21 protein-coding genes are annotated in these 21,650 nt (G+C 76.8%); 7 read left to right on the top strand and 14 right to left on the bottom strand.

What is annotated here, in order from left to right; genetic code table 11:
- Nucleotides 1-50 precede the first annotated feature (50 nt).
- A complete protein-coding gene (locus D0Z06_RS06170) occupies nucleotides 51-794 on the top strand; it encodes a cobalt-precorrin-6A reductase (RefSeq protein ID WP_233517488.1) in 744 nt (247 codons plus the stop codon).
- Here the strand turns inward: D0Z06_RS06170 and D0Z06_RS06165 are convergent.
- Nucleotides 763-1,152, bottom strand: coding sequence for a hypothetical protein (locus D0Z06_RS06165; RefSeq protein ID WP_199522160.1), 390 nt, complete (start codon nucleotides 1,150-1,152; stop codon nucleotides 763-765). The two genes, D0Z06_RS06170 and D0Z06_RS06165, sit on opposite strands and share 32 nt — an antisense overlap.
- Nucleotides 1,153-1,383: 231 nt before the next feature.
- On the opposite strand from D0Z06_RS06165, the gene D0Z06_RS06160 reads away from it, so the two are divergent.
- On the top strand, nucleotides 1,384-1,995 hold the full coding sequence (locus D0Z06_RS06160; RefSeq protein ID WP_117376497.1) for a flavodoxin family protein: 612 nt from the start codon (nucleotides 1,384-1,386) through the stop codon (nucleotides 1,993-1,995).
- Here the strand turns inward: D0Z06_RS06160 and D0Z06_RS06155 are convergent.
- The 6 genes from D0Z06_RS06155 to D0Z06_RS06130 all read right to left on the bottom strand — a co-directional run bounded on the left by D0Z06_RS06155 (nucleotide 1,986) and on the right by D0Z06_RS06130 (nucleotide 8,958).
- The gene (locus tag D0Z06_RS06155; protein WP_233517487.1) at nucleotides 1,986-3,215 is read right to left on the bottom strand and encodes an MFS transporter; all 1,230 of its coding nucleotides are present in this window, start codon (nucleotides 3,213-3,215) and stop codon (nucleotides 1,986-1,988) included. The genes D0Z06_RS06160 and D0Z06_RS06155 overlap by 10 nt on opposite strands.
- A gap of 45 nt (nucleotides 3,216-3,260) precedes the next feature.
- Complete coding sequence (gene mftD / locus D0Z06_RS06150) at nucleotides 3,261-4,430, bottom strand: pre-mycofactocin synthase MftD (protein ID WP_117376495.1); 1,170 nt, start codon at nucleotides 4,428-4,430, stop codon at nucleotides 3,261-3,263.
- Nucleotides 4,431-4,530: 100 nt separating this feature from the next.
- Nucleotides 4,531-6,120, bottom strand: a complete 1,590-nt coding sequence (locus tag D0Z06_RS06145; RefSeq protein WP_117376494.1) for a precorrin-2 C(20)-methyltransferase — start codon at nucleotides 6,118-6,120, stop codon at nucleotides 4,531-4,533.
- Between the two features lie 29 nt (nucleotides 6,121-6,149).
- The gene (locus tag D0Z06_RS06140) at nucleotides 6,150-6,773 is read right to left on the bottom strand and encodes a precorrin-8X methylmutase (protein WP_117376493.1); all 624 of its coding nucleotides are present in this window, start codon (nucleotides 6,771-6,773) and stop codon (nucleotides 6,150-6,152) included.
- Nucleotides 6,774-6,864: 91 nt separating this feature from the next.
- Nucleotides 6,865-8,028 carry a precorrin-3B synthase gene (locus D0Z06_RS06135; RefSeq protein WP_117376492.1) on the bottom strand — a complete coding sequence of 388 codons (1,164 nt, stop codon included), beginning with the start codon at nucleotides 8,026-8,028 and terminating at the stop codon, nucleotides 6,865-6,867.
- 117 nt (nucleotides 8,029-8,145) lie between these two features.
- Nucleotides 8,146-8,958: a DUF4383 domain-containing protein gene (locus D0Z06_RS06130; RefSeq protein WP_199522159.1), complete on the bottom strand. Its 813-nt coding sequence runs from the start codon at nucleotides 8,956-8,958 to the stop codon at nucleotides 8,146-8,148.
- A gap of 162 nt (nucleotides 8,959-9,120) precedes the next feature.
- Here D0Z06_RS06130 and D0Z06_RS06125 point away from each other — a divergent pair, with 162 nt between their 5' ends.
- Nucleotides 9,121-9,450 (top strand): tetratricopeptide repeat protein, encoded by a 330-nt coding sequence (locus D0Z06_RS06125; RefSeq protein ID WP_117376490.1) that lies wholly within the window; start codon nucleotides 9,121-9,123, stop codon nucleotides 9,448-9,450.
- Between the two features lie 34 nt (nucleotides 9,451-9,484).
- On the opposite strand, the gene D0Z06_RS06120 is transcribed toward D0Z06_RS06125, so the two are convergent.
- The 3 genes from D0Z06_RS06120 to D0Z06_RS06110 all read right to left on the bottom strand — a co-directional run bounded on the left by D0Z06_RS06120 (nucleotide 9,485) and on the right by D0Z06_RS06110 (nucleotide 12,305).
- Entirely contained in the window at nucleotides 9,485-10,201 is a 717-nt protein-coding gene (locus D0Z06_RS06120; protein ID WP_117376489.1) for a DUF4383 domain-containing protein, read from the bottom strand.
- 164 nt (nucleotides 10,202-10,365) lie between these two features.
- Nucleotides 10,366-11,871: an alanine/glycine:cation symporter family protein gene (locus D0Z06_RS06115; RefSeq protein ID WP_117376488.1), complete on the bottom strand. Its 1,506-nt coding sequence runs from the start codon at nucleotides 11,869-11,871 to the stop codon at nucleotides 10,366-10,368.
- Nucleotides 11,868-12,305, bottom strand: coding sequence for a universal stress protein (locus tag D0Z06_RS06110; protein WP_117376487.1), 438 nt, complete (start codon nucleotides 12,303-12,305; stop codon nucleotides 11,868-11,870). Before D0Z06_RS06110 ends, D0Z06_RS06115 begins: the two co-directional genes overlap by 4 nt.
- A gap of 186 nt (nucleotides 12,306-12,491) precedes the next feature.
- On the opposite strand from D0Z06_RS06110, the gene D0Z06_RS06105 reads away from it, so the two are divergent.
- Nucleotides 12,492-12,920: a hypothetical protein gene (locus D0Z06_RS06105; RefSeq protein WP_117376486.1), complete on the top strand. Its 429-nt coding sequence runs from the start codon at nucleotides 12,492-12,494 to the stop codon at nucleotides 12,918-12,920.
- Nucleotides 12,921-12,932: 12 nt separating this feature from the next.
- Here the strand turns inward: D0Z06_RS06105 and D0Z06_RS06100 are convergent, their stop codons facing one another.
- Nucleotides 12,933-13,223 (bottom strand): DUF1540 domain-containing protein, encoded by a 291-nt coding sequence (locus D0Z06_RS06100; protein WP_117376485.1) that lies wholly within the window; start codon nucleotides 13,221-13,223, stop codon nucleotides 12,933-12,935.
- Nucleotides 13,224-13,729: 506 nt separating this feature from the next.
- Between D0Z06_RS06100 and cobN the strand changes: the two genes are divergently transcribed.
- Complete coding sequence (gene cobN / locus D0Z06_RS06095) at nucleotides 13,730-17,350, top strand: cobaltochelatase subunit CobN (RefSeq protein WP_117376484.1); 3,621 nt, start codon at nucleotides 13,730-13,732, stop codon at nucleotides 17,348-17,350.
- Between the two features lie 345 nt (nucleotides 17,351-17,695).
- Here cobN and D0Z06_RS06085 read toward each other — a convergent pair whose 3' ends face one another.
- The 3 genes from D0Z06_RS06085 to D0Z06_RS06075 are packed head-to-tail and all read right to left on the bottom strand — an operon-like array spanning nucleotide 17,696 to nucleotide 19,535.
- Nucleotides 17,696-18,466 (bottom strand): adenosylcobinamide-GDP ribazoletransferase, encoded by a 771-nt coding sequence (locus D0Z06_RS06085; RefSeq protein WP_117376483.1) that lies wholly within the window; start codon nucleotides 18,464-18,466, stop codon nucleotides 17,696-17,698.
- Nucleotides 18,463-18,987: a bifunctional adenosylcobinamide kinase/adenosylcobinamide-phosphate guanylyltransferase gene (gene cobU, locus D0Z06_RS06080; RefSeq protein WP_117376482.1), complete on the bottom strand. Its 525-nt coding sequence runs from the start codon at nucleotides 18,985-18,987 to the stop codon at nucleotides 18,463-18,465. Before cobU ends, D0Z06_RS06085 begins: the two co-directional genes overlap by 4 nt.
- Nucleotides 18,984-19,535 (bottom strand): histidine phosphatase family protein, encoded by a 552-nt coding sequence (locus D0Z06_RS06075; RefSeq protein ID WP_117376666.1) that lies wholly within the window; start codon nucleotides 19,533-19,535, stop codon nucleotides 18,984-18,986. Before D0Z06_RS06075 ends, cobU begins: the two co-directional genes overlap by 4 nt.
- A 99-nt stretch (nucleotides 19,536-19,634) precedes the next feature.
- Here D0Z06_RS06075 and D0Z06_RS06070 point away from each other — a divergent pair, with 99 nt between their 5' ends.
- Both D0Z06_RS06070 and D0Z06_RS06065 read left to right on the top strand, forming a co-directional pair.
- Complete coding sequence (locus tag D0Z06_RS06070) at nucleotides 19,635-20,432, top strand: Fic family protein (protein WP_199522158.1); 798 nt, start codon at nucleotides 19,635-19,637, stop codon at nucleotides 20,430-20,432.
- Between the two features lie 49 nt (nucleotides 20,433-20,481).
- Complete coding sequence (locus tag D0Z06_RS06065; protein WP_117376480.1) at nucleotides 20,482-21,471, top strand: aldo/keto reductase; 990 nt, start codon at nucleotides 20,482-20,484, stop codon at nucleotides 21,469-21,471.
- Nucleotides 21,472-21,650: the final 179 nt, after the last annotated feature.

The raw sequence follows: 21,650 nt of genomic DNA, 5'->3' as shown, positions 1-21,650 counted from the left end.
GGAGTGGATCCGTGGGTGTCACGCCGACGGGTCCACTCCGCCCCGGGCGGGTGCTGGTGCTCGGGGGCACGGGGGAAGCCCGGCGGCTGGCCGGGCGCCTGGTCGAGCAGGGGATCGCGGTCACCAGCTCGCTGGCCGGCCGGGTGGCCGCGCCGGTGCTGCCGGACGGCGCGGTGCGGGTCGGCGGCTTCGGCGGGGTCGAGGGCCTGACCGCCGAGCTCGGCGGGGTCGCCGCCCTGGTGGACGCCACCCACCCGTTCGCCGCGACGGTGACCGCGCACGCCGCCGCGGCCGCCGCGGCCACCGGGACCCCGCTGCTGCGGCTGCAGCGCCCCGGCTGGACGGCGGGCCCCGGGGACGACTGGCGGTGGGTGGGCACCCTGGAGGAGGCGGCCGCCGCCGTGCGCGGGTACGGCTCGGTCTTCCTCACCACCGGCCGCCAGGGCCTGGCCGTCTTCGCCGGGCTGACGGGGCGCTGCCTGGTCCGGGCGGTCGACCCGCCGGCGCCGCCCCTGCCGGCCCGCACCACCGTGGTGCTCGCCCGTGGCCCCTTCACCCGCGAGGAGGAGCGGGCGCTGATGGTCGAGCACGGCGTCGAGGTGCTGGTCACCAAGGACAGCGGCGGGGGGATGACCGCCGCCAAGCTGGCCGCGGCCCGCGCGCTGGGCGTGCCCGTCGTCCTCGTGCGCCGGCCCCCGCTGCCGGCGGGGGTGCCCACGGTGGCGACGGTGGGTGAGGCGCTCGCCTGGGTGCGCGCGACCCTCAGCCCGCCGGCCGGAACGCCCAGGCCGTGACCCAGACGATGCCCACGGCGAGCAGGAGGGCCAGCGGCACGTGCACGGTCATGTCGCCGGCGCTGCCGATGGCCGCCTGCACGAAGGTGAGCGCGAAGACCGCCGCGCTGACGGCCGCCGGCCACCACGTGCGGGTCGCGCGGCCGTGCAGCGCGGCGGCGACGAGCAGCAGCCCGGTGCTCACGTGCAGCGCCACCGCGCCCGCGCCGTGGCCGGTGAGCACGTCGGCGCCGCCGAGCAGCCGGCCGGCGGTGAGGAACTGCCAGCCGAGCACCAGCACGGAGAGGACGGCGGCGGCCTGCACGGGGCGGAGGGTGGCGGCACGGGGGAGGGCGGCGGGGTCGTTGGTGCGCGTCATGGCGGCTCCCGGACGGCGGCGGTTGTTTGAAGATTGGAGCACTTGCCGCGGAGACGCGCCAGAGCCCTCGACGCGCGCTTCCCGCCTGTCGCCTCCCGCTCCCGGCACCGGGGTCCGCCGTCCGGGGCGCGGACGGCTGCGTCGTCAGGGGAGCACGCCCGCGCCCGGTCGCGCCAGGGGTCCGGCCGCGGGGACGTGTGACGGGCGGCCGGATGGGGCACGGCGGTTCCCATGACCGAGACCGCGTCCCTCCGTGCACTGGCCCTCGTGTGCAGCCTGAAGCCCTCCCCCGCGCCCTCCAGCAGCGAGAAGCTCGCCCGGGAGGTGCTCGACGCCCTCGGCGAGCACGGCGTGACCGGTGACGTGGTCCGCGTCGTCGACCACGACGTCCGGCCCGGCGTCGAGGTGGACATGGGGGACGGCGACGAGTGGCCGGCCGTCCGGGAGCGGATGATGGCCGCCGACATCCTCGTCGTGGCCACCCCGACCTGGGTGGGCCACATGAGCAGTGTCGCCCAGCGCGTGCTCGAGCGCCTCGACGGCGAGCTGTCGGAGACCGACGACTCCGGTCGCCCGCTGATCAGCGGCAAGGTGGCCTGCGTGGCGGTCGTCGGCAACGAGGACGGCGCGCACAAGATCTCCGCCGACCTCATGCAGGGCCTCGACGACATCGGCTTCACGATCCCGGCCCAGGCCGCCACCTACTGGAACGACCAGGCGATGGGCGGCACCGACTACCTCGACCTCGACGAGACGCCCGAGGCGGTGGCCTCCACCACGAGCACGCTGGCGGCCAACGCCGCCCACCTGGCCCGGCTGCTCAAGGAGCACCCCTACAGCTGAGCCGGGACCGCCTCCGGTCGTGCGGCGGCGCGGCGCTCGACGCGGCGCCGCCGCAGCAGCCCGGCCGCCGCGGACAGGGCGAGGACGACGACCAGCGCGCCGTAGACCTCGGTCGTGCGCTCGAGCCCCACCGCACCCGCGGCCAGCCCGGCGCCGATGGCCGGGACGCTGAAGGCCAGGTACCCGACGACGAACACGCCCGACAGCAGCCCCCCGCGCTCACCGGGCGCGGCGCCGCGCGTGACCACGGCGATCGCGCCGAGGAAGGCCGCGCCGAAGCCGAACCCGGAGACCACGGCGGAGGCGTAGAGCAGGACCACGCTGCCGGCCGCCACGGCGACCACCGTGGCGGTCACCCCCGCGGCGAAGACCAGGCAGCCGGTGAGCATGGCCGTGTCCGCGCGGGCCCGCCACAGGGACACCGAGCCGACCACGCCCATGCCGTTGACCGCGACGAGCAGCAGGCTGCCGAGGGCGTGGTCCTCGATGCCGAACACGTCGGCGGCCAGCGACGGGCCCAGGGACAGGTAGAGCCCGCCCAGCGCCCACAGCGCCACCAGGCAGGGGGCGGCGACGAGGAAGGCCCCGCGCTGGGCGCGGGGGACGCGCACGCGCGGGCGCAGCGAGGCCAGCGCGCCCGGCACCCGCGGCGAGGACTCCGGGAGCAGCACCAGCACCAGCAGCGCGGCGCCGGCGAAGAGCGCGGTCATGGTGCCGAAGACCCAGTCGGTCGGTGCGGCCAGGACCTCGACGGCGATGCCGGCGGCGACCGCGCCCAGGGCCAGCCCCAGCCCGGGCGAGGCGCTGTTGAGCAGCGGGCCCTTCGGCCGGTCGCTGCGCTGGAAGTCCAGCAGGGTGGCCCCCAGCGCGCCGGTCAGCGACCCCACCGACAGGCCCTGCACGACGCGGGCGGCCAGCAGCCACCCGACGCCGTCCGCGGCCAGGAACAGCAGGCTGGCCACCGCCTGCAGCAGCAGGCCGGCGACCAGGACCGGGCGGCGCCCGACGTGGTCGGACAGCGCCCCCACCACGAGCAGCGCCGCCAGCAGGGCGAGGGCGTAGATGCCGAACACCGTCGTCAGCACGCCCGAGGAGAACCCGAACCGCTCCTGGTAGACGCGGTAGAGCGGCGAGGGGATCCCGGAGGCGGCCAGCACGAGGACCAGCAGGGCGCCCGCCGTCCAGAAGGAGACGGCCCGGGGGACGCGGCGGAAGGGCACGTCAGCCGACAAGCCCGCCCGCCGCGTCGGCATTCCCGGCGGCGGTCAGCGGCGCTCGAAGCCGGCCGGCAGGACGACGTCCTCCCGGGTCAGCTCGTGCACCGACGACTTGCCCAGGCCCAGCAGCGCCTCGTCGATCCCCTGCCGGATGATCGTCAGCACGTTCTGCACGCCGCGCTCGCCGTTGGCGGCCATGCCCCACAGGTAGGCCCGGCCGATCATGACCGCCCTGGCGCCCAGCGCCATGGCCTTGACCACGTCGCCGCCGCGCCGGACACCGCCGTCCATGACCACCTCGACCTGGTCGCCGACGGCCTCGACGACCGCGGGCAGGGAGCGGATCGCGCCGGGGGTGCTGTCGAGGTTGTTGCCGCCGTGGGTGGAGACGGAGATGGCCGTGACGCCGGCGTCCACCGCGCGGCGGGCGTCGTCGACGCGGGTGATGCCCTTGAGCATGAACGGCCCGCCCCACTGCTCGCGCAGCCAGGCGACGTCCTCCCAGCGGGGCAGCGGGGTGCCCATCCACTCGCCGTAGGCGCCGAAGAAGTTCGGCGGCTCCTGACCGTGGAGGGCCAGGTTGGGCACGCTGAGCTCGGGGATGCCGCCGCTGCGCAGGTAGGTGGCCAGCCACGCCGGCCTGCGCAGCACCTCGGGCGCGAACTTGACCGCGTTCCGCAGGTCGATCTTCTCCGGGATCGGCGGGCTGCCCCAGTCGCGCCGCGAGGCGAACGACCAGTCCAGGGTCATGATCAGGCCCTTGGCGCCGGCGGCCCGGGCCCGCTCGGCGCGGGCCAGGATCGTCTCCCGCGAGCCGACCCAGTACATCTGGAAGAACAGCTTGGAGTGGGCGGCGCCGCACTCCTCGACCGGCTTGCTGGCGAAGGAGGACAGGCCCATGGCGACGTCCTCGGCCGCGGCGGCGCGGGCCACGGCCACCTCGCCGTCGGGGTGCACCGCCTGCACGCCGGTGGGCGAGATGAGGACCGGCATGGAGACCTCCTGGCCCATGACGGTGGTGGCCGTGTCGCGCTTGGCGTGCAGGTCGGCCACGTGCGGGCGCCAGGTGATCTCGTCGAAGGCCGCGACGTTGTCGTCGGCGGTGAGCCCCTTCTCGGTCCCGGCGACCAGCGCCATGTAGACCGAGCGCGGCAGCCGCTTCTTCGCGCGGTACCGGGCCTCCTCGACGGTCTCGAACCAGTCCTTCGTGCTCGCCATGGGCTCCTCCGGGCTCCGCTGCCGTCCGGCCGGCGCACCCGGTCCGCACCCGGTGACGCCCGCCACGTCCGGGTCATGGTGCCACCCGTGGCACTGAGTGTCACGGGCCCCCGTCGGTGGCCCCGTCCCGGGCGCCGCCCCGAGCCTGCGAGGGGTGGGAGGGACGGGGTCCTTCGAGGGTCCGGGGGGTCCAGACCGCCCCGCTGGGGCCGACCCGCGTCTGCGAGGAGCCGACGAGCACCAGGCAGCGCATGTCGACCGTCCCCGGGTCGAGCTCCCCGAGCGTGGTGACCGTGACCCGCTCCTCCGGCCCGCCGACGTCCCGCCCCACGACGACCACCGTCCCCGGCGCCCGGGTCTCCAGCAGCACCTGCCGGGCCTCGGCCAACTGGTGCGGCCGCGCCCGCGAGCGCGGGTTGTAGAGCGCGATGACCAGGTCGGCGGCGGCGGCGTGGCGCAGCCGGTCGACCACGACGTCCCACGGCTTGCGGACGTCGGAGAGGCTCAGGACGGCGAAGTCGTGCCCGAGCGGCGCCCCCGCCCGCGCCGCCACCGCCTGCGCCGCGGTGAGCCCGGGCACCACCCGCACCGGCACGCCGGCGAACTCGGGCCGCTCGGCCACCTCGAGCACCGCCGCGGCCATGGCGAACACCCCCGGGTCGCCGCTGGACACCACCGCCACCCGCCGGCCGGAGCGCGCCAGCTGCAGGGCGTGGGCGGCCCGCTCGGCCTCGACCCGGTTGTCGCTGGGGTGGCGGCGCTGCCGCGGGTTGACCGCGACCCGGTCCAGGTAGGGGCCGTAGCCGACGAGGTCGTCGGCCGCGGCCAGCGCGTCGGCGGCCTCCGGGGTGGTCCAGGCCCGCGCCCCCGGGCCGAGGCCCACCACCACGACCTCCCCGGCCGGCGCTCCCGCGGACCCCGGCGGGACCGGCGCCGGCGCCGGGCCGGTCAGCGGGCTGGGCAGCAGGGCGAGGGAGAAGTAGGGCACCGACCCCGGGTCGACCTCGGCCAGCGGCAGGGTGCGCTGCCGGTCGGAGGTCGCCCGCTCCACGTAGAGCGCCCGGTCGAGGACGCCGGCCGCCTCGAAGGCGGCGCGCACCTGCGGGAACGTGCGGCCCAGCTTGAGCACCGCGGCCGAGTCGGTCCGGGCCAGCTCCGCGGCGAGCCGGTCGGCCGGCAGGGTCCCCGGGAGCAGGGTGAGGACCTCGTCCCGCTCGACCAGGGGGCGGCCGACGGCCGCGGCGGCGCCGCTGACGCTGGTCACGCCCGGCACCACCTCGGTCGGGTAGCGGTGGGCCAGCCGCTTGTGCATGTGCATGTAGGACCCGTAGAAGAACGGGTCCCCCTCGGCGAGGACGACGACGTCGCGGCCGGCGTCCAGGTGCGCGGCCAGGCGGGCCGCGGCGGCCTCGTAGAACTCGTCGATCGCGCCCTGGTAGCCGCCCGGGTGGTCGGTGCCCTCGGTCGTGACCGGGTAGACCAGCAGCTCCTCGACCTGCCCGGGCCGCAGGTACGGCTCGGCCAGCGCGCGGGCGACCGAGCGGCCGTGCCGCGCGGCGTGGAAGGCGACCACGTCGGCCGCCCCGATCAGCCGGGCGGCCTTGACGGTGACCAGCTCGGGGTCGCCGGGGCCCAGCCCCACCCCGTACAGCCGGCCGCTCCCGCCGCCCCGGCCGTCCGCCGCCGGCACCCCGTCGCGAGGCCCAGGCCCCTGCCCGCTCACTCGGCGTCGCTCGCGATCGCGTTGACGGCCGCCGCGGTGATCGCGCTGCCGCCGCGCCGGCCGCGGACGACCAGGTGCGGCAGGTCGGAAGCGGCGAGGGCCTCCTTGGACTCCGCGGCGCCGATGAAGCCCACCGGGACGCCGATCACCGCGGCCGGCCGCGGCGCCCCGCCGGCCACCATCTCGAGCAGGTGGAACAGCGCCGTCGGGGCATTGCCGACGGCCACGACCGCCCCGGCCAGCCGGTCGCGCCACAGCTCCAGGGCGGCCGCCGTCCTCGTGGTGCCGAGCCCGGCCGCCAGCCCGGGCGTCCGCGGGTCGGACAGCGTGCAGACCACCTCGTTGCCGGCCGGCAGCCGCCGGCGGGTGATGCCCGCGGCCACCATGTGCGCGTCGCAGAGCACCGGAGCGCCGGCGTCCAGCGCGGCCCGCGCGCGGGCGACCACGCCGTCGGACCAGCCGAGGTCGGCGACCAGGTCGACCTGGCCGCAGGCGTGCACCATGCGCACGGCGACGCGGGCGAGGTCCTCGGGCAGGCCGGTCAGGTCGGTCTCGGCGCGGATGGTGGCGAAGGACTGCCGGTAGATCTCGGCGCCGTCCCGCTCGTAGTCGTACCTCACGGGCGCGCGGCGGGGTCGCTGGCGGGGGCAGGAGTCATGGCGGGAGGAGGCTACGTCGGCGGCGGGCGGGCCGTCCCCACCGGTGGGCCGCTCAACCGACGCGGTACCCGCCGCCGGTCGCCACGACGTCGACGACGTCCCCCGCGGGGCGGCCGCAGCGCCGCGCGCAGCCGGCCCAGTGCTGCCGGGCGCCACCGGCGGGCAGCGACCCGGCGGCCACGGCGGCCGCGGCGTCGGCGCGGACGTCGGCCAGGCTCCGCGCGCACCCCGGCCGCCCGGTGCAGGCGGTGACCCGCAGCCACGGGCTGCCCGGGTCGAGCACCAGGCCCGCGCCGGTCAGGGCCGCGGCCGCGGCCGCCGGGGCGTCGAGGTCGGGGACGGCCACCCCGCGCCAGGGCGTCAGCTGCACCTCGGCGGCCACCCCGGCCACCGCGGCGGCCTGGTCGGCGGTCAGCCGGCCCAGGGGGACGACGGCGACCAGCGCGGTCCGGCCGTCGTCCTGGCGCACCTCCCCGGCGGGCTGCGGGCCCGCAGCGGCGGCCGGTGCGCCGGGCAGGTCGCCGGTCGCGCCGAGCCGCCCGGCGACCCGGCGCGGGCCGTCCGCCAGCTCGGCCAGCCGCCAGGCGGTGCCGCCCTGCGCGGCGTGCTCGTCGAGGAAGGCGGAGATCGCGGCGAGGACCAGGCCGGGGGCCTCCTCGTACCCGCAGCGCAGGCCGCTGTCCCGGCCGGCGAGGGTGAGCGCCACCGGACCGCCGGGCAGCACCCGCAGGCCGGCGTCCCCCCCGGCGCCGGCCACGTCGCCGCGGCCGTCGTCCAGCGTGACGAGGAACCGGCCGGGCAGCTCGGCGGCCCGCGGGTCGGTGCACAGGCCGGCGTCCACCGCGCGCACCCAGGGCCGGACGTCGGCCAGCCCGCCGGCCCGGCCGGTCAGCACGCTGGCGAGCACGTTGCGCACCCGGTCGTGCGCCGGGCTGGGCAGCAGCCCGGCGGCGCCCAGCCGGCCGGCGAGCTCGGTCCCGGTGCCGTCGGCCAGGCCCCGCAGCTGCACGTTGCCCCGGCTGGTCAACTCCAGCGCGCCGTCGCCGAGCTCGGCGGCCGCGCGGGCGAGCGCCCGCAGCCGGTCGGCGGTGAGCAGCCCGCCCGGCACCCGGACGCGGGCCAGGAACCCGTCGGCGGCGGGGTGGGTCTGCAGCGCCCCCGGGCAGGCGTCCGGCCGGGAGCGGGCGGGTGGGCCGGGCACGGCTGGCGTCGACATGGCTGCGGCCAGCCTACGGCCGGCCCCGGCCGGGGCGGGACCGGTGACCGGCGGTCCGGGCTCCCGGGATCGGGTGCCCGCGGCGGGCCGCGGTGCCCCGCGGCCCGCCGCCCCCCGTCACCCGGGCGCGTGCCCGGGGGTCTCGTCGAAGGACATCCACACCTGCCGGCGGTCGGCGCGGCTGTGCACCTCGGCCATGGCCGCCACCCGGCGCGACTGGTCGGCGGTGGCCCGGTGCTGCACCACGGCGATCTCGGCCTCGCGCATGGCCCGCTCGGCGGCGAACTCGGCGGGCGTCGAGGGGAACTCCGCGCCGGGGTCGTCCCCCTCGACGTCGTCCACCCCGGCCGTGGCGTAGGGGCTGTCGGCCGGCAGGTGACCGCTGACCCGGCCGTAGGCGCCCAGGAGGAGCAGGACCAGGCCGGCGCAGACGGAGAACACGACGTTGCGGAACTCGAAGGCCAGGACGTTGTAGTCGGTCCGCAGCACGGCCAGGTTCGCCAGCGCCGAGAGCAGGAACAGCGACCCGACGACCATCATCACGGTCGAGGCGATGCGGGCGCCCGCCGCGGCGGCGCCGAGGAGGACCAGCGCGGTGACGACCGAGATGGTCGAGAGCAGGCCGTTCGAGGACAGGCCGAGGACGCGCTCGCCCTCGGTGGAGAAGAAGTCCAGGCCCCCGGCGAAGCCGAGCACGCCGAACGTGCCGATGACCAGGCCCACCACCACCGCCCCGATGCGGTGCACCACCGGGACGCGGGCCCCGAGCGGGGTGGCCCCGCTGTCCGCGGCGCCGGCGCGGGTGGCGGGGACGGCGTCGTCCCGCGGCGCGGGTGGGTCCGGCACGGCGGGGCGGCCCGCGGCAGCGGGCCGGTCGGGGGCGGGGGGGCTGCTCGTCGTCCGGGGACGGGAGCGGGGACGCAGGGCCATGGCGTGCTCCCTCGTGTGAGGTCGACCCGTGTGAGGTCGGGGACACCCGGTACTTCCCCCGGATCGGCCCCCGGGATGCAGCCGGGGGCAAGAAAGTCGCGCGCCATCTTGTGCCCTCGTCGGGGGCGGAAGTCCTCGCGGCTGCGCGGTGTTGACGCGGGCATGACCCAGTTCCCCGGCCACGACCTGCACTCGGAGTTCCTGCGCGCCGACCTCTTCCTCGCGATGGGCCAGCCCATCGAGGCGGCCCGGGTGCTCGAGCCGCTGGTCGAGGCGGAGCCGGCGAACGAGGCGGCGCTCGAGGCGCTGGCCCGCGCGTACTACGGCTCGGCCCAGCTCGGCCGGGCCGAGGAGGCCCTGGGGCGGCTGGTCGAGCTGGCGCCGTCCAACGGCTGGGCGCGCCGGGCCCTGGCCCGCACGCTGGAGCGGCAGAGCCGGGCCGGTGAGGCGGTGCCGCACCACCGCATGGCCGACGCGCTCGGGGCGGACTGAGCGCCCGGGGCGGGCCGAGCGCGCCGCGGGGCGGTCAGCGCGGCGGCCCGCCGGACTCCATCCACACCCGCCGGCGGTCCTGCGGCCGGCTCACGTGCGACATGGCCTCCACCCGGCGGCGCTGCTCGCCGGTCGCGGTGCCCTGGGCGACGGCGCGCTCGGCCTCCCGCAGGGCCTCGTCCGCCGCGGCCTCCGCCTCGTTGTGCGGCAGGTCCTCGGACAGCGGCCGGCTGCCGGCCCCGCCGGTGTCCGTGGGCCGGTGGTAGGGGCTCTCGTCCGGCAGGTTGCCGCTGATCCGGCCGTAGGCGCCGAGCAGCAGGAGCACGAGGCCGACGACGACCGAGAACACCACGTTGTTGAACTCGAAGGCCAGGATGTTCAGGTCCTCGTCCAGGAGCAGCACGAAGAGGTTCGCCAGCGCCGACAGCAGGAACAGGATGCCGACGACGATCATCACGGTCGAGGCGGTCCGCGGGCCCCCGAGCGTGGCGGCCCCGATGAGGACCAGGCCGACGACCACGGAGATCGTCGACAGCAGGCCGTTGGTCGACAGGCCCAGGACGGTCTGCCCGCTCGTCGAGAAGAACGCCAGGCCGCGGGCGAACCCGAGCACCGCGAAGACGAGCAGGACGACGCCGATGACGACGGCGCCCGCCCGGTGCACGAGGTGGACCCGGCTCCCGGTCCGCTCCTGCCCGGCCGGTGACCGGGCCGTGGTGGTCGCGCGCTGGCGATCGCTCCTCCGCGCCATGAGGCCGCCCTCCGTCGCGTGGTCGCCGACCCTCGTCGGTGTGGCTGCACCCGGTCAACGAAGGGCCCGGTGCGGGAGTGCCCCGCGGCGGGTCGGACCGGCCCGGGGAGGCGGGGCGCCCCGGGACCCCGGACCGGCGGGCGCTCGGCTCAGCGAGGCTCGGCTCAGCGGCGCTCGGCCACCGGGAGGATCTCGCCGCTGGCCAGCCGCTCGCGGTAGCCGTTGATCTCCCGCTTCACCACCCGGGCCAGGATGTAGAGCCCGACGATGTTCGGTAGCGCCATCAGGAAGATCATGCTGTCGGAGAAGCCGATCACCGAGTCGAGCGTCGACGACGCGCCGATGATCACGAAGACGCAGAAGATGAGCTTCCAGGTGCGGTCGACGAGCATCGACTCACCGAAGAGGTAGGTCGCGGCCTTCAGCCCGTAGTAGCTCCAGGCCAGCATGGTCGAGTAGGCGAAGAGGATCACCGCGATCGCCAGCACGACCGGGAACCACCCGACGACGGTCTCGAAGGCCGCCGAGGTGGTCTCCACGCCCGGGGCGCTGGACTCGTCGGCGTAGGTCCCGGTGATCACGATCGCCAGCGCGGTCATCGTGCAGATGACGACGGTGTCGATGAACGGCTCGAGGACGGCGACGTGGCCCTCGGTGGCCGGCTCGTTGGTCTTGACCGCGGAGTGCGCGATGGCCGCGGAGCCCAGGCCGGCCTCGTTGCTGAAGGCCGCCCGGCGGAAGCCCTGGATCAGCACGCCGACGAGCCCGCCGTAGCCGGCCTCCGGGCTGAACGCCTCGGTGACGATGCTCGCCAGGGCCTCGGGGACCTGGTCGATGTTGACGAACAGCACCGTCAGGCAGGCGACCACGTAGAAGACGGCCATGAACGGCACCAGCTTGTCGGTGACCCGGGCGATGCTGCGGATCCCGCCGATGATCACCGCGCCGACGAGCAGCGCCAGCACCAGGCCGAACACCGCACCGGCGGCGCCGAACCCGAGCGGTCCGTCGTCCCCGCCGGTCACCGACTGCGCCTGGCTGAAGGCCTGGTTGGCCTGGAACATGTTCCCGCCGCCGACGGCGCCGCCCAGGGTGAAGATGCAGAACAGGACGGCGAGGACCTTGCCGAGGGTGCCCAGCCGCGGGCTCTTCTCCCGGAGCCCCTTGGTCAGGTAGTACATCGGGCCGCCGGAGACCCGGCCGTCGGGGTACTCGTTGCGGTACTTCACCCCGAGCGTGCACTCCACGCCCTTGGTGCACATGCCGAGCAGCCCGGCGATGATCATCCAGAAGGTGGCGCCGGGCCCGCCGAGCGAGATGGCCACCGCGACGCCGGCGATGTTGCCCAGCCCGACGGTGCCCGAGACCGCCGTGGCGAGCGCCTGGAAGTGGGTGACCTCGCCGGCGTCGCGCGGGTCGTCGTACCGGCCCCGGATGAGCCGGACCGCCTGGCCGAACGCGCGGAACTGGAAGCCGCGCAGGTAGACGGTGAAGAACGCCCCGGCGATGACGAGCCACACGACGATCAGCGGCAGCTCCACGCCCTCGCCGAGGAAGTCGAGCGGGATGGCGTAGAAGACGACCGTGGAGATCGCGGTCGAGATGGGCTCGAAGAACGCGTTGACGCTCTCGTCGAAGGTGGCGGCCAGCAGGTCGGACGACTCGTTCACGGGACCACCAGCACCGGGACGGGGGACAGTTGGATGAGGCTGCTCGGGGTGGAGCCGAAGAGGAGGGTGCGCACCCGGCTCTGGCCCACCCGGCCGACGGTGATCCACGCCGCGTCGTGCTCGCGGGCCAGGGCCACCAGCGTCTCGGCGGCGTGGCCGTGCCGGACCACGCTCTCCACCTGGAGGTCACCGCCGGTGGAGAGCTGCTGCAGCACCGGGTCGAGGAACTTCTCCTGCGCCGTGGCGATCTCCTGGCGCCTGTCGATCGAGCGCCGCTCGTTCTCCTCGGCGGTGTGGATCTCGAACGGCGACCAGGGGACGACGTAGGCCAGGACGAGCCTCAGCCCGTGCCGGCGCGCGGCGTCGGCCGCCGCGTGCGCGGCGCGCGTGCTGGACTCGCTGCCGTCGAGCCCCACCACGATCGAACTGGACATGGGCTGGCCCCTGTCTCCGGCGGTCGTTGCGGGCACGCTAGCGGGGTCCGGCTCTCTCGGCAGCCCGGCGATGTGACGATCCCGTGACGCGGGCGGGGTCCGGTGCGGCCGGGGACGGGACCATCGGCCCTGGACGGGTGCGCCGACGGGAGGTTAGCCTTCCCTTACTCGATCGAGGGAGGGCAGATGGGGCTGCGGTTGGCGCTCGGCGGCGTGACGGTGCTGCTGGGTCCGGACGGCGCACGCCGTGCGGTCATGGCGGCGCTGGACGACACGACGGGCCGCTGCGCGACCGGTCACGGATCGGTGCCCGTGGAACGGCTCACCGCAGCGGCGGAGCAGGACGTGGCGGAGCGGCTCGCCGCGCTGGAGACGGCCGGGCGGGGCCCGGCGTCGATCGTGCTGGTCGAGCGGGTGACCGACGGGCTGGCGGCGGCCGAGCGGCGGGCCGTGCTCGACGCGGTCCGGGGCATGGCGGCCCCGGGCCGGGCCGTCCTCGTCGACGACACCGACCCGGTGGCCGCGCTCTCGGTGGCCGACGGCGCGCTGCGCGCCGACCCGTCGGGCGGTGTCCGCGCCGAGCCCGTGGCCGACCTGGACTTCCTGGCCTCGTAGGCCAGGGGTGGGCTACCTGGCCTCGTAGGTCAGGCAGTCGGCGGCGTCCGCGCCGGGGCCGACCTGCACGCCCGGGGCGGTGCACTCGAGCTTGTCGTTGTGCCTGCAGTCCGAGCGGTGGCAGGCGCCGACGAGCCCGCTGCGGTCGAGGCCGCCGCGGAAGGAGATCTCGACGAACGTGCCGCAGTGCGCGTGGTCGGCGGTGATGGTGATGGCGCCGGCGTGGCACGCCGAGTCGGCGTTGTAGGAGCAGCTGCTCACGGCGCAGTTCTGGACCTGGGGCAGTTCCTGGAGCGACGTCATGGGCCCCAGGCTGACAGCTCCGCGCGACGCCCGCCAGCAAGCCGAGGCTGACCTAACCTGCAGGTCACGGGCGTGTTCGGCCGTTCTCACCTGGCCGTCCGCGGGCCGGCCGGGGGCGGATGACGGCCCGTCCCCGCCCGCGCCGTCGGAGTGTCGCCCCGGGGGCCCGTCGTGACCGCGGGCGGGTCGGGCGACCCCGCTGGCCGATCCGCTCGTCACCGCGGCGATCGTGGTGAGCCTGTGCACCGCCGCCCGCGACGTCCTCCGCCGCGTCACGGACGCCGTCGACCCGGAGCCGGTCGACCGGGCGGAGGGGTGCGCGGTGGGCCGGACGGGTCCGCGCTCCGTGCCGTCCCGCTGCCGTGGTGGCCGGGAAGCCGGTGAGCCCGCGCCGCGCCGCCCGGTAGCGTCTGCAGCAGACCACCGTGAACCCGGCCCCGGGCGAGCCGGGCACCCCGGCTGCCGTGCCCGACGACCCGGGGCGCGGACCCCGAGGGAGGCCGCACGTGTTCACCCTGCTCTCCACCAGCGACACCGACCTGCTCTCCGCCCGCGCCAGCGGCGCCGAGTGGCGGCTGGGCAACCCGGCCCGCCTCGACGCCGGCGGCGTGGCCGCGCTCGCCGAGGGCAGCGCGCTGGTCGTCGTCCGCATCCTCGGCGTGCGCCGGCAGTACGAGGAGCTGCTCGCCCCGCTGCTGGCCGGGCCGGCGCCGGTCGTCGTCCTCGGCGGGGAGCAGGTGCCCGACGCCGAGCTGATGGAGCTGTCCACCGTCCCGATGGGGGTGGCCACCGAGGCGCACGGCTACCTGGCCCAGGGCGGGCCCGACAACCTCGTCCAGCTGCACCGCTTCCTCTCCGACACCGTGCTGCTCACCGGCGAGGGCTTCGAGCCGCCGTCGGTCGCGCCCGAATGGGGGCTGCTGGAGCGCGCCCCGCGGCGGACCGAGGGGCCGGTCGTCGCCGTCCTCTACTACCGGGCGCACCACCTGGCGGGGAACACCGCGTTCGTCGAGGCCCTCTGCGCCGCGATCGAGGACGCCGGCGGCCGCGCGATGCCGGTCTTCGTCAGCTCGCTGCGCACCGTGCCCGTGGACCTGCTCGAGACGCTGCGCACGGCCGATGCCCTCGTGGTCACCGTGCTCGCCGCCGGCGGCTCGCGGCCGGCCACGGCGCAGGCCGGCGGGGACGACGGGGCGTGGGACGTCGGCGCGCTCGCCGAGCTCGACGTGCCGGTGGTCCAGGGGCTGTGCCTGACCCGCTCCCGCGAGGAGTGGCTGGCCGACGACGACGGCCTCTCGCCGCTGGACGTCGGCAACCAGGTCGCCATCCCGGAGTTCGACGGCCGGTTGATCAGCGTGCCGTTCTCCTTCAAGGAGACCGACGAGCACGGGCTGACCCGCTACGTGCCCGACCCCGAGCGGGCCGCCCGGGTGGCCGGCACCGCCGTCGCGCACGCCCGGCTGCGGCACACCCCGCCGCAGCAGCGGCGGATCGTCGTGATGCTGTCGGCCTACCCGACCAAGCACGCCCGCATCGGCAACGCCGTCGGGCTGGACACCCCGGCGTCGGTGGTCCGGCTGCTGGCCGCGATGCACGGCGCCGGCTACGACGTCGGCCCGTTCGACGGGCCCGGCGCGCTGCCCGGCGTCGCCGACCTGGACGGCGACGCGCTCGTGCACGCGCTGATCGCCGCCGGCGGGCAGGACGAGAACTGGCTCACCGAGGAGCAGTTGTCGGGCAACCCGGTGCGCATCCCGGCCGCGGAGTACCGGGCCTTCTTCGACACCCTGCCGGCCGACCTGCGCGAGGCGGTGGAGGAGCACTGGGGCCCCGCGCCCGGGTCCCTGTTCGTCGACGGGTCCGACGGGGCGATCGTCCTCGCGGCCCTGCGGGCGGGCAACGTCGTGGTGATGGTGCAGCCGCCGCGCGGCTTCGGCGAGAACCCCATCGCGATCTACCACGACCCGGACCTGCCGCCGTCGCACCACTACCTGGCCGCCTACCGCTGGCTGCGGTCCTCCTTCGGCGCGCACGCGATCGTGCACGTCGGCAAGCACGGCAACGTGGAGTGGCTGCCCGGCAAGACGGTGGGCATGTCGGCCTCGTGCGGGCCGGACGCCGCGATCGGCGACGTCCCGCTGGTCTACCCGTTCCTGGTCAACGACCCGGGGGAGGGCTCGCAGGCCAAGCGCCGGGCGCACGCCACCCTGATCGACCACATGGTGCCGCCGATGGCGCGGGCGGACAGCTACGGCGACATCGCCCGGCTGGAGCAGCTGCTCGACGAGCACGCCAACGTCGCGGCGATGGACCCGGCCAAGCTGCCCGCCGTCCGGGCGCAGATCTGGACGTTGCTGCAGGCGGCCAGGCTCGACGCCGACCTGGGGCTCGACGAGCGGCCGGCCGACGAGCACTTCGACGAGATGATCCTGCACGTCGACGGGTGGCTGTGCGAGATCAAGGACTCCCAGATCCGCGACGGCCTGCACGTGCTCGGCACCCCGCCGTCCGGGCGGGACCGGGTCGACCTGGTGCTGGCGGTGCTGCGCGCCCGGCAGATCTGGGGCGGCGCGGTGGCGCTGCCGGGGCTGCGGGAGGCGCTCGGCCTGGCCGAGGACGGCTCGGCGGGGCTGCGCGAGACCGACCGGGTGGAGGAGCTCGCCGCCGCGCTGGTGGGCGGCATGGAGGCGCGGGGCTGGACGGCGCCCGCCGTCCCCGAGGTCGTCCGCGAGGTGCTGGACCGGGACGACGAGGCGGTCGCCGCGGTGCTGCGGTTCGCCGTCGACGAGGTGGTGCCCCGGCTGGAGCGCACCACCGACGAGCTCGACGCCACGCTGCACGCCCTCGAGGGCGGCTACGTGCCGGCCGGGCCGTCGGGCTCGCCGCTGCGCGGGCTGGTGAACGTCCTGCCGACCGGGCGGAACTTCTACTCCGTCGACCCGCGTGCGGTGCCCTCCCGGCTGGCGTGGGAGACGGGGCAGGCGATGGCGGAGTCGCTGGTCGCCCGCTACCTCGCCGACACCGGCTCGTACCCGGCGTCCGTGGGCCTGTCGGTCTGGGGCACCTCGGCGATGCGCACCTCGGGCGACGACGTCGCCGAGGTGCTCGCGCTGCTCGGCGTCCGCCCCGTCTGGGACGACGCCTCGCGGCGGGTGACGTCGCTGGAGCCGGTGCCGCTGGAGGAGCTGGGCCGGCCGCGGATCGACGTGACCGTGCGCATCTCCGGCTTCTTCCGCGACGCCTTCCCGCACGTGGTGACCATGCTCGACGACGCGGTGACCCTGGTCGCCGGCCTCGACGAGCCGGCCGGGCAGAACTTCGTGAAGGCGCACGCCGATGCCGACGAGGCCGTCCACGGCGACCGCCGCCGGGCCACCACCCGGGTGTTCGGCTCCAAGCCGGGCGCCTACGGCGCCGGGCTCCTCTCGCTGATCGACTCCCGCGACTGGCGCGGTGACGCCGACCTCGCCGAGGTCTACGCGGTGTGGGGCGGCTACGCCTACGGCCGCGACCTGGACGGCGTGCCGGCGCGGCCGGACATGGAGGCGGCGTACGAGCGGATCGCCGTGGCGGCGAAGAACGTCGACACCCGCGAGCACGACATCGCCGACTCCGACGACTACTTCCAGTACCACGGCGGCATGGTGGCGACCGTCCGCGTGCTGACCGGGCGGGCGCCGGTCGCCTACATCGGCGACTCCACCCGGCCCGAGCAGGTGCGCACCCGGTCGCTGGGCGAGGAGACCGCCCGCGTCTTCCGCGCTCGCGTGGTCAACCCGAAGTGGCTGGAGGCGATGCGCCGGCACGGCTACAAGGGCGCCTTCGAGCTGGCCGCCACCGTCGACTACCTGTTCGGCTACGACGCCACGACCGGGGTGGTCGCCGACTGGATGTACGAGAAGCTCGCCCGGACCTACGTCCTGGACCCGGAGAACCGGGAGTTCATGGAGCGGTCGAACCCGTGGGCCCTGCACGGCATCGCGGAGCGCCTGCTCGAGGCCGTCGACCGGGAGATGTGGGCGGAGCCGGACCCGGCCCTGCTCGCCGAGCTGCAGCAGGCCTACCTGGACACCGAGGGGGACCTCGAGGGCGGTGGGTCGCCGGCCCAGGAAGGTGCCCGATCCTGAGCGCAGCGCGACCGGTCGTGTGTACCGCGTTGCGGCGCTCCGGGCGCCGTCATCCGTTCGTCATGTCCCGTGCGAGGCGGGGTACCCGAACGCCATGAGCATCCTCGGACGACTGATGGGCACGGCGGAGTCGGCGACGCGGGGCGCCGCGCGGGGTGCGGCCCGGGGCGGCCGGACCGCCGCCCGCCCGACGCGTGGCACGGGCCGCCCGGCGACCGGGCGGGGCATGGGCACCCGCGGCACGGGGACGAGGGGCCGGGCCCCGGTGCCCGCATCGGGCGGAGGCCTCGGCCGGATGGTCTCCGGCCTCCTGCGCCGCCACTGAGAGGACCTCGGGGCACCACCTCAGGACATCGCGGCCGCGGCCACCAGCAGGGTGGTCGCGGCCGCGGTCTCCCCCATCGCCCCCATGACGTCGCCGGTGACCCCGCCCAGACGGGCCCGGGCGCGCCGGAGCACCCACTCCGCCGCCGCCAGCCCGGCCGCGGCGCTGCCGGCCAGCTGACCGGCCCGGGGCCAGTCGCCGGAGGTGGCGACGACCAGCAGCGCGGCGACGACGGCGCACCAGCCGATCAGCCAGGACGGGCGCACCGTCCCGGCGACCGCCCGGCCCAGGGCGGAGCCCTCCGCCGCCGGGACGCCGGGCAGGCCCGTGCGCGCCATCGCCAGCCGCGCGGTGACGACCGCCGCTCCCAGCGCCGGCCACCCGCCGTCGGCCGCGAGCAGCTCGGCCAGGCAGGCCACCTGCAGCAGGACGACGAGCAGCAGCGCCGTCACCCCGAAGGGGCCCACGTCCCCCTGGCGCATGACCTGCAGCGCGCGCTCCCGGCCGCGCAGCGGCCCGAGCCCGTCCGCGGTGTCGGCCAGGCCGTCCAGGTGCAGGCCCCGCGTGAGGACGGCCAGCGTGGTCACGGCCAGCACCGCCCCGGTCAGGGGTGAGACCAGCGCCGCGGCGCCGACCCCGACCGCTGTCGCGGGGATCCCCAGGAGCAGCCCGACCAGCGGCGCCCACGGCAGCACGCCGGCCGTCCCCGCCGCCGCCCGCGCCGGCACCGGGAGCACGGTGAGCAGCGCGACGGACTCCAGCGGCCCCGCCCACCGCGGGCGCCTGCTCACCGCAGCCGCTGCGGCAGCCCGGCGACGACGAACCAGACCTCGTCGGCGGTGGCGGCCAGGCGCTGGTTGACGGTTCCCAGGGTGTCCCGGAACAGCCGCCCGGAACGGGTCTCCGGCACCACGCCCAGCCCGACCTCGTCGGAGACGGCGACCACGTGCGCGGGGGTCGTGGCGAAGGCCGCCACGAGGTCGTCGCAGGCAGCGGCGAGCCGGTCCGGCGCCCCCGGGGCGTCGTCCCAGACCCCGGAGGCGTCGAGGAGGGCGGCCACCCAGGTGGTCACGCTGTCCACCAGGACCGTGCCGGTGCGGTGCAGGTCGCCCGGGTCGGTGCTCTCGAGCGTGCGCCAGCTCCGCGGTCGGCGGGCCCGGTGGGCGGCGACGCGGGCGGCCCAGTCGGCGTCCGACGGGTCGGTGGGGGCGGAGGCGGCCAGGTACGTCACCGGCTCCCGGCCGGCGACCAGGGCCTCGGCGTGCGCCGACTTCCCCGAGCGCGAGCCGCCCAGCACGAGCACGCGGCTCACGGCACCACCTCGAGCCGGGTCACCGACCCGTTGGGCGGGGTGACCACCGGCAGCGCGTCCGGCCCGAGCCCGGCGACGACGGCCCGGGCGGCGCGGATGGTGTCCCCGTGGGTCACCAGCCCGATCACCGCGGCGGGCGGCTCGGCGCACAGGTGGGCGAGGTAGGCGGCGACCCGGCCGTGCAGCTCGGCCAGGCTCTCCCCGCCCTCGGCGGCCCAGTGCGGGTCGGTCCAGTCGACGACGTCCCACAGCTCCCGCGAGGGCCGGCCCTCCAGGGCGCCGTAGGCCTGCTCGCGCAGCGCGGGTGTCGTGGTCACCGGCAACCCGGTGGCGCGGGCGCAGTGCTCGGCGGTCTGCACCGCCCGGCGCAGGTCGCTGGAGAGCAGCGCCCCCGGGCGCAGCGCGGCCAGCTCCTCGGCGGCCCGGGCGGCCTGGGCGTGGCCCAGCCCGGTCAGCGGGATGCCGTCGGTCTGCCCCTGCATGAGCCCTGCGGCGTTCCACTCGCTCTGGCCGTGGCGGACGAACAGCAGGGTGAGGGGGGCGGACATGGTGATCGCGAGGGTAACCGGGCAGGTCGCGGGCCCGGCGGGCTCCCGTCGTCCCGGCCGCGCGGAGGGCCGGCCCGCGCCCCTCGTACCGTCGTCGTCGTGACCATCCCCGTGCGCCCCGGAGCCGGCCGTCCCGGTCCCGCGGCGACCCGCCCGACCGCCCCGGACCCGCTCGCCCCGCTGCTGGACCTCCCCGGCGTCCGCGCGGCCGCCGACGGGGCCCGCGGCGCCGTGGACCGCCTGCTCGGGCACCGGGTGCTGCGGCGGGAGTCCGGCCGGGTGAGCGCGGAGTCGGCCCTGCGCGGGGCGCGCGCGTCGGCGGCCCTGGAGGGGGTCGACGTCCCGCTCGCCGAGCTGCGCGCCGGCGAGGTCGACGACCCCGTCGTCCAGGGCGCCCTGCGGACCTCCGGCGCGCTCGGCGGGCTGGTGGAGACCTGGTCGCGGGCGCCGGGGCAGGTCCTGGCCCGGCTGCACGTGCTCGCCGCCGCCGACCTGGTCGACCGCGAGCGGCTGGGCCGCCCCGCGGGCCCGGCCGGGCCGCGGCTGGCGGGGCTGTTCGGCCTGCTCACCGGCGGGACGGCGGTGCCCGCGGTGGTGCAGGCCGCGGTGGTGCACGGCGAGCTCGCCGCGCTGGCGCCGTTCGGCTCCGCCGACGGCATCGTCGCCCGGGCGGCGTCCCGGCTGACCGTGATCGCCCGGGGCCTGGACCCCAAGGCGGTGTCGGTCCCCGAGGTCGGCTTCGCCGAGCTGGGCCGCGACGCCTACCGGGACGCGCTGGCCGGCTACGCGTCCGGTCGGCCCGAGGGGGTCGCCGCCTGGCTGGTCCACTGCTGCCGGGCCACCGCGCACGGGGCGCAGGAGGGGCTCGCGGTCTGCGAGAGCCTGCTCCGCGGCTGACCGGCACGCGGGTCTGCGCGCCGGGCCGTCGGCGGCGAGACTGGCGGGCATGCGAGTCCTCGACGTCGACGGCCTGGGGCCGGTCAGCCGGATCGGCCTGGGCACCTGGCAGTTCGGCTCGCGGGAGTGGGGCTACGGCGAGGAGTACGCCTCCGGCGCCGCGCGGGACATCGTGCGCCGGGCCCGCGAGCTCGGCATCACGCTGTTCGACACCGCGGAGGTGTACGGCCTCGGCCGCAGCGAGCGGATCCTCGGCGAGGCGCTGGGCGACGAGCGCGCGGACGTCGTCGTCGCCACCAAGATCTTCCCGGTCGCGCCCTTCCCGAAGCTGGTACGCCACCGGCTGGCCGGCAGCGCCCGGCGCCTCGGCCTGCCGCGGGTACCGCTCTACCAGATCCACCAGCCCAACCCCGTCGTCCCCGACTCGGTGCCCATGCCGGCGATGCGCGACCTGCTCGACGCCGGCCGGATCGGCGCGGTCGGCGTCTCCAACTACTCCCTGGACCGCTGGCGGGCGGCCGACGCCGCCCTCGGCCGGCCGGTGATCAGCAACCAGGTGCAGTTCTCCCTGGCCCACCCCGGACCGCTCGAGGACCTCGTGCCCTTCGCCGAGCGGGAGCGCCGGGTGGTGATCGCCTACAGCCCGCTGGCCCAGGGGCTGCTCGGCGGCCGGTACTCGGCGGAGAACCGGCCCGGCGGGGTGCGGGCGGTGAACCCGCTGTTCGGCACCGAGAACCTGCGACGGGCCGAGCCGCTGCTCGGCACCCTGCGGGAGGTGGCCGCCGGGCACGGCGTGCAACCGGCGCAGGTGGCGCTGGCCTGGCTGGTGGCCCAGCCCCGGGTGGTGGTCATCCCGGGCGCCTCGAGCGTGGCCCAGGTCGAGGCCAACGCGGCCGCCGGGGAGCTGCAGCTGGCCGACGACGAGGTGGCGGCGCTGACCGGTGCGGCCCGCGCCTTCCGCCCGCTGTCGGCGGCCCGCACGCTGGTCGACGGGGTGCGCGAGCGCATCGACGACGCCCGCGAGCGCCTGGGGCGGTGACCCGCGGGCCCGCCGCCCGCCGCGGTGCCGCGGTGATCACCCGCCGCGGTGATCATGGGGATCGTGCCGGGGTGATCACCCGCCGCGGTGCCGCGGTGATCATGGGGATCGTGCCGGCCGCGGCGGCGTGTCCTGCCGTGTCGCCTGCCAGATCCCCATGATCACGAGAGGCAGGGATG

This window comes from Geodermatophilus marinus (assembly GCF_003428645.1).
Taxonomy (GTDB): Bacteria; Actinomycetota; Actinomycetes; order Mycobacteriales; family Geodermatophilaceae; genus Geodermatophilus.
The sequence above is the reverse complement of the archived record's forward strand: the minus strand, read 5'-3'. Positions and strand labels throughout refer to the sequence as shown.

Excerpts from the sequence above, each read along its gene's own strand:
- D0Z06_RS06165 (WP_199522160.1), bottom strand. The coding sequence starts at position 1,152 with ATGACGCGCACCAACGACCCCGCCGCCCTCCCCCGTGCCGCCACCCTC.
- D0Z06_RS06160 (WP_117376497.1), top strand. The coding sequence starts at position 1,384 with ATGACCGAGACCGCGTCCCTCCGTGCACTGGCCCTCGTGTGCAGCCTG.
- mftD (WP_117376495.1), bottom strand. The coding sequence starts at position 4,430 with ATGGCGAGCACGAAGGACTGGTTCGAGACCGTCGAGGAGGCCCGGTAC.
- D0Z06_RS06135 (WP_117376492.1), bottom strand. The coding sequence starts at position 8,028 with ATGTCGACGCCAGCCGTGCCCGGCCCACCCGCCCGCTCCCGGCCGGAC.
- D0Z06_RS06130 (WP_199522159.1), bottom strand. The coding sequence starts at position 8,958 with ATGGCCCTGCGTCCCCGCTCCCGTCCCCGGACGACGAGCAGCCCCCCC.
- D0Z06_RS06125 (WP_117376490.1), top strand. The coding sequence starts at position 9,121 with ATGACCCAGTTCCCCGGCCACGACCTGCACTCGGAGTTCCTGCGCGCC.
- D0Z06_RS06120 (WP_117376489.1), bottom strand. The coding sequence starts at position 10,201 with ATGGCGCGGAGGAGCGATCGCCAGCGCGCGACCACCACGGCCCGGTCA.
- D0Z06_RS06110 (WP_117376487.1), bottom strand. The coding sequence starts at position 12,305 with ATGTCCAGTTCGATCGTGGTGGGGCTCGACGGCAGCGAGTCCAGCACG.
- D0Z06_RS06105 (WP_117376486.1), top strand. The coding sequence starts at position 12,492 with ATGGGGCTGCGGTTGGCGCTCGGCGGCGTGACGGTGCTGCTGGGTCCG.
- D0Z06_RS06100 (WP_117376485.1), bottom strand. The coding sequence starts at position 13,223 with ATGACGTCGCTCCAGGAACTGCCCCAGGTCCAGAACTGCGCCGTGAGC.
- D0Z06_RS06075 (WP_117376666.1), bottom strand. The coding sequence starts at position 19,535 with ATGTCCGCCCCCCTCACCCTGCTGTTCGTCCGCCACGGCCAGAGCGAG.
- D0Z06_RS06065 (WP_117376480.1), top strand. The coding sequence starts at position 20,482 with ATGCGAGTCCTCGACGTCGACGGCCTGGGGCCGGTCAGCCGGATCGGC.